Below are 7,939 nucleotides of genomic sequence, written 5' to 3'. Positions count from 1 at the left end.
GTCCGGTCGGGGGCTTGCCTCAGCGCCAGCGGAGATGTCGAGTGTCGCATGTCTAAATGGCTGGCGACGCGCCCAAAGTGACATTTCTACTTTGCGCCAACGTGGACAGTTCAACTTGGCTGCCACATTGCATGTAGTGGCTATTTAGTAATGCGACAGTTGGGCCAGTTAGAGATGCGACAGTCTCGCCTCTCGACGCACTGGTCAAAGCCAACGTTGGGAGCAAGGATGACGACCTTCAGCCTGGTCGAGACCATGAGCGGTCGGAGTCGTCATGTCCTGTTTGATCACCATGTCGCAGAAAGAGTTGCATCGCCTCGAAGTCATCCAGAAGATCCGTGACGAGCGCCTGAGCGTTGTCCAGGCTGCCGAACTGCTCAACCTCAGTCGAAGTCAGATCCACAGACTGCTGCAGGCTTATGATCAAGATGGTCCGGCCGGTCTTGTTTCGAAGAAGCGATCCCGGCCGAGCAATCGGCGCCACAGCGAGGATTTCCGCAATGCGGCGCTGGATCTGATCCGCGAACGCTATCTGGATTTCGGTCCGACGCTGGCGCGCGAGAAGCTCATCGAGCTGCACCGGATTTCTGTTGCCAAGGAAACGCTGCGGCAATGGATGACCGAGGCTGGCATCTGGATCTCGCGTCGGGAACGCAAGAAACGGGTTTTCCAGCCACGTGGCCGGCGCGACTGCTTTGGCGAACTGGTGCAGATCGATGGGTCGCATCACTGGTGGTTCGAGAACCGCGGCCCCAAATGCGCCCTGCTCGTCTATATTGATGACGCCACCGGCAAGCTTTTACATCTTCGCTTTGCTGGATCGGAGAATACATTCGATTATCTGCACGCGACGAAGGCCTATCTGCAGCAATGGGGCAAGCCGCTGGCCTTCTACAGCGACAAGCACGGCGTTTTCCGCTCGCTCCATGCGTCGAAGAAAGACCGGACAAGCGGCCTGACGCAGTTCGGACGGGCGCTCTATGAACTCAATATCGACATCATCTGTGCCAACACCCCGCAGGCCAAGGGTCGAGTGGAGCGTGCCAACCAGACATTGCAGGATCGGCTGGTCAAGGAGATGCGACTTCGCGGCATCGATACGATCGAAGCTGCCAATGTCTATGCGCCTGAGTTCATTGCAGATTTCAACACTCGTTTTGGCAAGCAACCACGCAATCCGAAGGACATGCACCGGCCGCTGTCCGACCATGAGAACCTCGATGGTGCCATGTGCCGCAAGGAAGTGCGCACGCTGTCGCAATCCCTGACGCTGCGTTACGACAAGGTGCTGTTCATTCTCGATCCGACCGAGATTTCCAGGCCATTGGCGGGCCAGAAGGTGATTGTCTGCGATTATCCGGACGGTCGGCTTGAGATCATGCACGAGAGCTTTGCCCTGCCCTACAGGACCTTCGATACGTTGCGCTCGGTGCATCGTGCCGAGGTCGTCGACAACAAGCGGCTGGACGACATGCTGTCAATTGTCGCCGAGATGCAGGCCGGACGCCAACAGCAGCGCAGCAAGAGTGGTCCGAGCCGAACGGGCCAAACGGATCATATGTTCGGCATTCGAGACGGTAGCACAGCCAACGGCTACCAGAAGCGTGGTCCCAAGCCTGGCCGGCGGACGGATTTCATGAACGATCCGGCGGTGATTGCGCGACGAGAGAAAGCGTTGATGAGGCGGCCAGCGGCGGAATAAAGAGCGTCAATGCACGCCGATGTCGCTCTGCGCATCCGATTCCAACTGCAGGCAAGCTGGCCAAAGTGGCGTCTTGTGGAAGGCTCCATGCTGGAGGAGCGTAAGCCCCTCTCGTGCCTCATAGAGCACACCGAGCCAGCACAAGCGCCGAAAGACGCCATATTGGAGATCGGATTTCAACTTCCAGGCTTCTATGGTCATTTCGGTGTCCGACAGAGGCGCCAAGTCTGGATAGAGGATCTTCACAACGTCTATTGGCGTGCACCCTTCCCTGGCTTTGATATTGAGAAGATTGAGGAACATGCGCCACCAGCGTAACCGCGCTCGGACCTCCTCTTCCCGCTCGGTGGTATGGACATACGAATAGAGATAATCCGTGGCGATCAGATCGAAGAAGGCTTGCGGGTTCACCAGGAACTCCCGGCCGCGTCTGGTTGGCAGCAGCACATCTTTTTTCCGACGAAGAAGCTTCAGATGACGGGTCATGTCGCGCACCACCCAAAGCGGCGGCATGTCGCTTTCATTGAGCACCTTGTTCATGCTGTAGAGGTCTTCGGCTGTGAAGCCTGGCCAAAGGAAGTGCACAGCGGCCCAATGCACGAACTTGCGGTTCATGGCGCCGGTCGCCGTCAATCCTATGCCGCCCTCACCGTCAGCATAGGCAACCGAAAGAAGCATACCGCGAAGAAGTGGGGACAGTGCGGCGACATCGACGTCACCATGCAGCTTGATTTCCGGAAGCATCGTGCGGCTGTGATCCCTACCTCGCCCTATGCAGGTGCAAGCGAGTATCAACCGGCGACAAAACAATTGCTACTGAGAAAGCTAAAGCCGAAGGGGAGTGTCATCACCCGCCCCCGCTCCGCCCTTTCAACCCGGACCAGCCGGTCGGATCGGGGGCTGACTGGCAGAGCAAGCCGGCGGGCAGTGTCGCATTTCTAAATGGCTGGCGACGTCGCAGCCCTATTCAGCTTTGACATTGCATGTGGTCGGGCGGGTTCAAGGATGACATGCGACCCTCTCTCCAACGTTTGCGCAAAGCGCGCCTTCGTCACTTGCGGCACGCCCCTGGCTCTCAAGCCGTCCCAAACGCGGCACGCTCTTCCATGTAGGCCAATGGATCAGGTTTGTCTTTCATCATCGTCTTTCGCCAGGCTTCCTGCTCGGCGTTGATCAGCGCCAATTCCCAAACACAGGCAATGGCCGGTCTCCTTACAGCATCCATCGGCTCAGAAGCCGTATAGAGCTTCCGATAGTTGCGCTGACACAGAACCGAACCTTGTATCCACCAGTGAGCCGAGATGGAGATGCCGAGGCTGCCGGGATGGACGATGACAAAGCCGAGGCCATTGCTATCGCCCCCAGCCGCCACGCACGGAATGACGTCCTGTCGGACGAATGACTGAGCCAGCGTCACCATCGCGTCATCGATGCGTCTGCCATCGGCGGCAAGGCCATAGGCTTTGAGCTTGAGACCGCCGATGTTCCAGTCGCCCAGGGTGGAAACATCACGTGGGCGGTAAATCTCGATCGTTCCGGCATTCATCGGCGCGCTTCCATCGATACATTGCCTCCCGCCACCTTGGGTGGTGACATTCGGAGAAAAACGACGAACTGCCAAGCGGTCGGCAAACCTTAGCGTCGCGTCGCGTGGAGAAGCTCAACCGGGAACCTAACCCGGCTCAGCGCCTTTCCGCATAGCTGGCTCCATTGGGCGAGCCTGAATGGTTGGAAGGCTCCGCATAGCTGAGGTCGTGCATGTCAGCGGGCACTCGGCATTCCCCTACCCGCATTAGGTGCAATCATCGCCTTGACAAAAAAATCTGTCAAGGCGATGATTGCACCATGCTCGATCTCGATGTCATAGACGCGCCGGCCGCCGCCGCACTTGCCCTGGAGCCGATCAAGGCCCGCTTGCTGGCGGAACTTGCCGCGCCGGCATCGGCTGCCGCGCTGGCTGTGCGGGTGGGGCTGACGCGCCAGAAGGTCAACTACCATCTGCGTGCGCTCGAAGAGCACAAACTGATAGAACCGGCAGAGCAACGCCGCTGGGGCGGGTTGACCGAGCGCCTGATGGTCGCAACCGCCACGTCCTATGTAGTTTCGCCGGCGGCGCTGGGGCCGATTGCTGCCGACCCCGGGCGGAGCAGCGATCGCCTGTCTGCGAGCTATCTGGTCGCACTGGCGGCCCGCATGGTCCGTGAGGTCGGCGGACTGCTGCGCAGCGCCCGCACGCAGGACAAGCGCCTGGCAACGCTGTCGATCGACACCGTGATCAACTTTCGTTCGCCTGCGGAGCGCGCCACCTTTACCGCCGATCTCGCCCAGGCGGTGAGCGTGCTCGCCGCGCGCTACCACGACGAAGGCGCGCCGGACGCCCGGCCGCACCGGCTCATCATCGCCTCCTACCCTGCGCCAAGCGACGAGAACGCAGCCAAGGGCGAACCCGACGACACCAACTCCTGAAAGGATATCCCATGCCGATCAAGAAGGATGGCAGCGGAAAGCGCTGGGTTGAAATGGAACTGATCGTGCCCGGCTCGCCCGAAGAGGTCTGGCAGGCGATCGCAACCGGCAGCGGCAACAATGCCTGGTTCACCAAGACCGAAATCGATGAGCGGGTCGGAGGCAAGATCGTCTTCGACTTCGGTCCGAACGGCAGCTCGACCGGCGAGGTGACGCATTGGGAGCCGCCTGCCCGCTTTGCCTATGTGGAACGCGAGTGGAGCGAGGGCGCGCCGCCGGTCGCAACCGAAATCACCGTCACGGCGCGTTCCGGCGATCGCTGCGTGCTGCGCATGGTGCATTCGCTGTTCACAGCGAACGACGACTGGGACGACCAGTTGGAAGGCTTCGAGGGCGGATGGCCGGCGTTCTTCGAGATCCTGAAGATCTATCTCGCACATTTCGCCGGCGAGAAGGCGGTCAGCAGCTTCGCCATGGTTTCAACCGGGGAACCGCAGGCAAGAGTCTGGGAACGCCTGACCGAAGCGCTGGGACTTCTCGGCGCCAATGTCGGCGAGGAGCGCAGCACGCCACCACGGCCCGAACGCCTTGCCGGCATCGTCGAACGGGTGCAGCAGGACACCAAGCAACGCTATCTGCTGCTGCGCCTGAAGGAACCCGGCGCCGGCATCGCGCTCATCGGAAGCTACTCGACCGGCGAAGGCACCAATGCCAGCATCGCGCTCTATCACTATGGAGACGGTGCCAAGGCGCGCGCGAAAGGCAGCGAGCCGAAATGGCAGGAATGGATGGCGACAACGTTCAACTAGATCGCCCATTGGCAGCGGGCGCTTCGCCGCCGCCAGCCTGAGCACGCCATTACGCGGACATCACCAACTTATGATATCTGAGATCTGACTTTCATATCACCAGACAACAAATTGAATTAACACGATTTACATAGACAGATCTGAGCCATTATCTGAAGCTGCCACCAAAGCTCCTGTTTCCAAAAGCCGCGACTGTCCTATGGTCATTCATTGCGGCTATGGAGATCGACGATGTTCAGGAGCTTTGCGATTGCCCTCGGTATGGTGGCACAACTGGCAGCCACGACTGCCGCTTGTGCGGAGGAACCCGTCGATACGGCGCGAACGATCATACGGGAACAGATCACTGCCTTTCTGCAGGATGATGCCGAGACCGCCTACTCCTTCGCTTCACCCGCGATCCGCAGCAAGTTTCCCGACAAGGCAAGCTTCTTCGAGATGGTGAAGCGCGGCTACCAGCCCGTCTACCGGCCTGGCAACTTTGCTTTTGGTCGATCGAAGGTGGTTGGCGACCAGGTGCTGCAGGAAGTTCTGATCTCGGCGCCAGACGGCAAGGACTGGACCGCAGTTTACGAACTCGTGAAACAGCCGGATGGCAGCTACAAGATCAACGGCGTGATGATTTTGCAGTCGGCGTCGGGACCGGCCATCTGAGACACCGGTCCGCTGGCGGCCATCAAACCGGGGGAAGGTCCCCTCGCCGCCAGGTTTCCTGCGTTTCGGCCATGAAGTCAGCGAAGCGACCTTCTTCGATCGCCAGGCGAATTCCGGCCATCAGTTCCTGATAGTAGGCCAGATTGTTCCAGCTGAGCAGCATGCCGCCGAGCGATTCGTTCGAGCGGATCAGATGGTGCAGATAGGCACGCGAATAGTCGCGCGTCGCAGGGCAAGAGGATTGCTCGTCGAGCGGGCGCATGTCTTCGGCGTGGCGGGCATTGCGCAGGTTGATGCGGCCGTGGCGCGTGAACGCGAGGCCGTGGCGTCCCGAGCGGGTCGGCATCACGCAGTCGAACATGTCGATGCCCTCGGCGACCGACCGCAGGATGTCGTCTGGCGTACCGACGCCCATCAGGTAACGGGGCTTGTCCACCGGCATGATCGGGCAGGTAATGTCGAGCATGCGCAGCATTACCTCCTGCGGCTCGCCGACGGCGAGACCACCGACTGCATAGCCCTTGAGATCGAGGCCCTTCAGCGCTTCAGCCGAGCGTTCGCGCAGCTTCGGGATATCGCCGCCCTGCACGATGCCGAACATCGCCTTGCCCGGCTGGTCGCCGAAGGCGACCTTGCAGCGCTCGGCCCAACGCAGCGACATTTCCATCGCGCGCTCGATTTCCTTTGGCTCGGCCGGCAGCGCCACGCATTCGTCGAGCTGCATCTGGATGTCGCTGTCGAGCAAGCCTTGAATCTCGATCGAGCGCTCCGGCGACATATGGAAGAGCGCGCCATCGACGTGGCTCTTGAAGGTGACGCCCTGCTCGTCGAGCTTGCGAAGGCCCGCCAGCGACATGACCTGGAAGCCGCCCGAATCCGTCAGGATCGGGCCCTGCCAGCGGATCAGGCCATGCAGACCGCCGAGCCGCGCGACGCGTTCGGCGCCTGGGCGCAGCATCAGGTGGTAGGTATTGCCGAGAATGATGTCGGCGCCAAGATCCTTCACCTGGTCGAGATACATCGCCTTGACCGTGCCGACGGTACCGACGGGCATGAAGGCCGGTGTGCGGATCGTGCCGCGCGGCATGGACACTTCGCCGCGACGGGCCTTGCCGTCGGTCTTGTGTAGCTTGAACTGGAAGGTCTCGGTCATTTAGTCTTTCCGGAAAAGCAGGCTGGCGTCGCCATAGGAATAGAAGCGGTAGCCGGTTTCGATCGCATGCGCGTAGGCCGCGCGCATCGTGTCCAGGCCGCTGAAGGCCGAAACCAGCATGAACAGCGTTGATTTCGGCAGATGGAAATTGGTCATCAGCATGTCCACCGCGCGGAAGCGGTAGCCGGGCGTGATGAAGATACCCGTCGGACCGGACCAGGACTTGACCGTGCCGTCTTCCGAGGTGGCACTTTCGATCAACCGCAGCGAGGTCGTGCCGACGCAGACGATGCGCCCGCCCCTCGCCTTGACGGCGTTCAGCCTCTCGGCGGTCCGGGCATCGACGTGGCCGATCTCCTGGTGCATCACGTGGTCGTCGGTATCATCAGCCTTGACCGGCAGGAACGTACCCGCGCCCACATGCAGCGTCACGAAGTGGCGCTCGATGCCGGCCTCGTCGAGCTTGGCGAAAAGACGGTCGGTGAAATGCAGACCGGCGGTCGGCGCCGCAACGGCGCCCTCCTCTCGGGCATACATGGTCTGGTAGTCGGCGCGGTCCTGCGCATCCTCGGCGCGCTTGGAGGCGATGTAAGGCGGCAAGGGAATGTGGCCGACCGCCATGATCGCCTCGTCAAGCGAGGGACCCGAGAGATCGAAGCGCAGCGTCACTTCGCCGGCATCGCCCTTTTCCTCGACGGTCGCGTCGAGCGTTCCGAGAAAGCAGCTTGAGCCACCGTGGCCGAAGGCAATGCGGTCGCCGACCTTGAGGCGTCGTGCCGGGCGGGCGAAAGCCTTCCAGCGGTCGGGTGCGACCCGCATATGCAGCGTCAGCGAAACTTGCGTCGCGATCTCCTCGCCGCGGCGGCGGATGCCTTCGAGCTGCGCCGGGATCACCTTGGTGTCGTTGAAGACAAGCGCGTCGCCTTCCCTCAGGAACGACGGCAGGTCGAGCACGCCCCTGTCCGCAAGAACGTCGGCGCCATCGGGGCGCACCACGAGCATACGGGCGCTGTCGCGCGGGCTTGCGGGCCGAAGCGCAATCGAAGTTTCCGGGAGGTCGAAGTCGAACAGGTCTACGCGCATTGTTATCTTCAGACAAAAGCAAACCCGCCCCGGCGCAGTTGGCGACCGGGGCGGGTTCGTGCATTAGCGCAA

8 protein-coding genes are annotated in these 7,939 nt (G+C 61.1%); 4 read left to right on the top strand and 4 right to left on the bottom strand.

The genetic code is table 11. The annotated features are described in order from the left end of the window. The first annotated feature begins 274 nt into the window (after nucleotides 1–274). Complete coding sequence (locus IB279_RS09110; protein ID WP_060521183.1) at nucleotides 275–1,702, top strand: ISNCY family transposase; 1,428 nt, start codon at nucleotides 275–277, stop codon at nucleotides 1,700–1,702. A gap of 6 nt (nucleotides 1,703–1,708) precedes the next feature. Here the strand turns inward: IB279_RS09110 and IB279_RS09105 are convergent, their stop codons facing one another. Together IB279_RS09105 and IB279_RS09100 are read right to left on the bottom strand one after the other, a co-directional pair. Next, on the bottom strand, nucleotides 1,709–2,446 hold the full coding sequence (locus IB279_RS09105) for a hypothetical protein (protein ID WP_060521184.1): 738 nt from the start codon (nucleotides 2,444–2,446) through the stop codon (nucleotides 1,709–1,711). Between the two features lie 331 nt (nucleotides 2,447–2,777). After that, nucleotides 2,778–3,248 carry a hypothetical protein gene (locus IB279_RS09100; RefSeq protein ID WP_113188688.1) on the bottom strand — a complete coding sequence of 157 codons (471 nt, stop codon included), beginning with the start codon at nucleotides 3,246–3,248 and terminating at the stop codon, nucleotides 2,778–2,780. Nucleotides 3,249–3,547: 299 nt separating this feature from the next. Here IB279_RS09100 and IB279_RS09095 point away from each other — a divergent pair, with 299 nt between their 5' ends. From IB279_RS09095 to IB279_RS09085, 3 genes are all read left to right on the top strand, one after another. Further along, nucleotides 3,548–4,168 carry a helix-turn-helix domain-containing protein gene (locus IB279_RS09095; RefSeq protein WP_113188744.1) on the top strand — a complete coding sequence of 207 codons (621 nt, stop codon included), beginning with the start codon at nucleotides 3,548–3,550 and terminating at the stop codon, nucleotides 4,166–4,168. A gap of 11 nt (nucleotides 4,169–4,179) precedes the next feature. Continuing rightward, complete coding sequence (locus IB279_RS09090) at nucleotides 4,180–4,977, top strand: SRPBCC domain-containing protein (protein WP_113188687.1); 798 nt, start codon at nucleotides 4,180–4,182, stop codon at nucleotides 4,975–4,977. A gap of 231 nt (nucleotides 4,978–5,208) precedes the next feature. Then, complete coding sequence (locus IB279_RS09085) at nucleotides 5,209–5,631, top strand: DUF4864 domain-containing protein (RefSeq protein WP_113188686.1); 423 nt, start codon at nucleotides 5,209–5,211, stop codon at nucleotides 5,629–5,631. Nucleotides 5,632–5,653: 22 nt separating this feature from the next. Here the strand turns inward: IB279_RS09085 and tgt are convergent, their stop codons facing one another. After that, entirely contained in the window at nucleotides 5,654–6,784 is a 1,131-nt protein-coding gene (gene tgt / locus IB279_RS09080) for a tRNA guanosine(34) transglycosylase Tgt (RefSeq protein ID WP_034791366.1), read from the bottom strand. Beyond that, a complete protein-coding gene (gene queA, locus IB279_RS09075; protein WP_060582135.1) occupies nucleotides 6,785–7,867 on the bottom strand; it encodes a tRNA preQ1(34) S-adenosylmethionine ribosyltransferase-isomerase QueA in 1,083 nt (360 codons plus the stop codon). Nucleotides 7,868–7,939 lie beyond the last annotated feature (72 nt).

Source organism: Ensifer sp. ENS06 (assembly GCF_014852205.1).
GTDB classification, from domain to species: domain Bacteria; phylum Pseudomonadota; class Alphaproteobacteria; order Rhizobiales; family Rhizobiaceae; genus Ensifer; species Ensifer adhaerens.
This window is presented reverse-complemented; position numbering and strand designations above follow the sequence as displayed.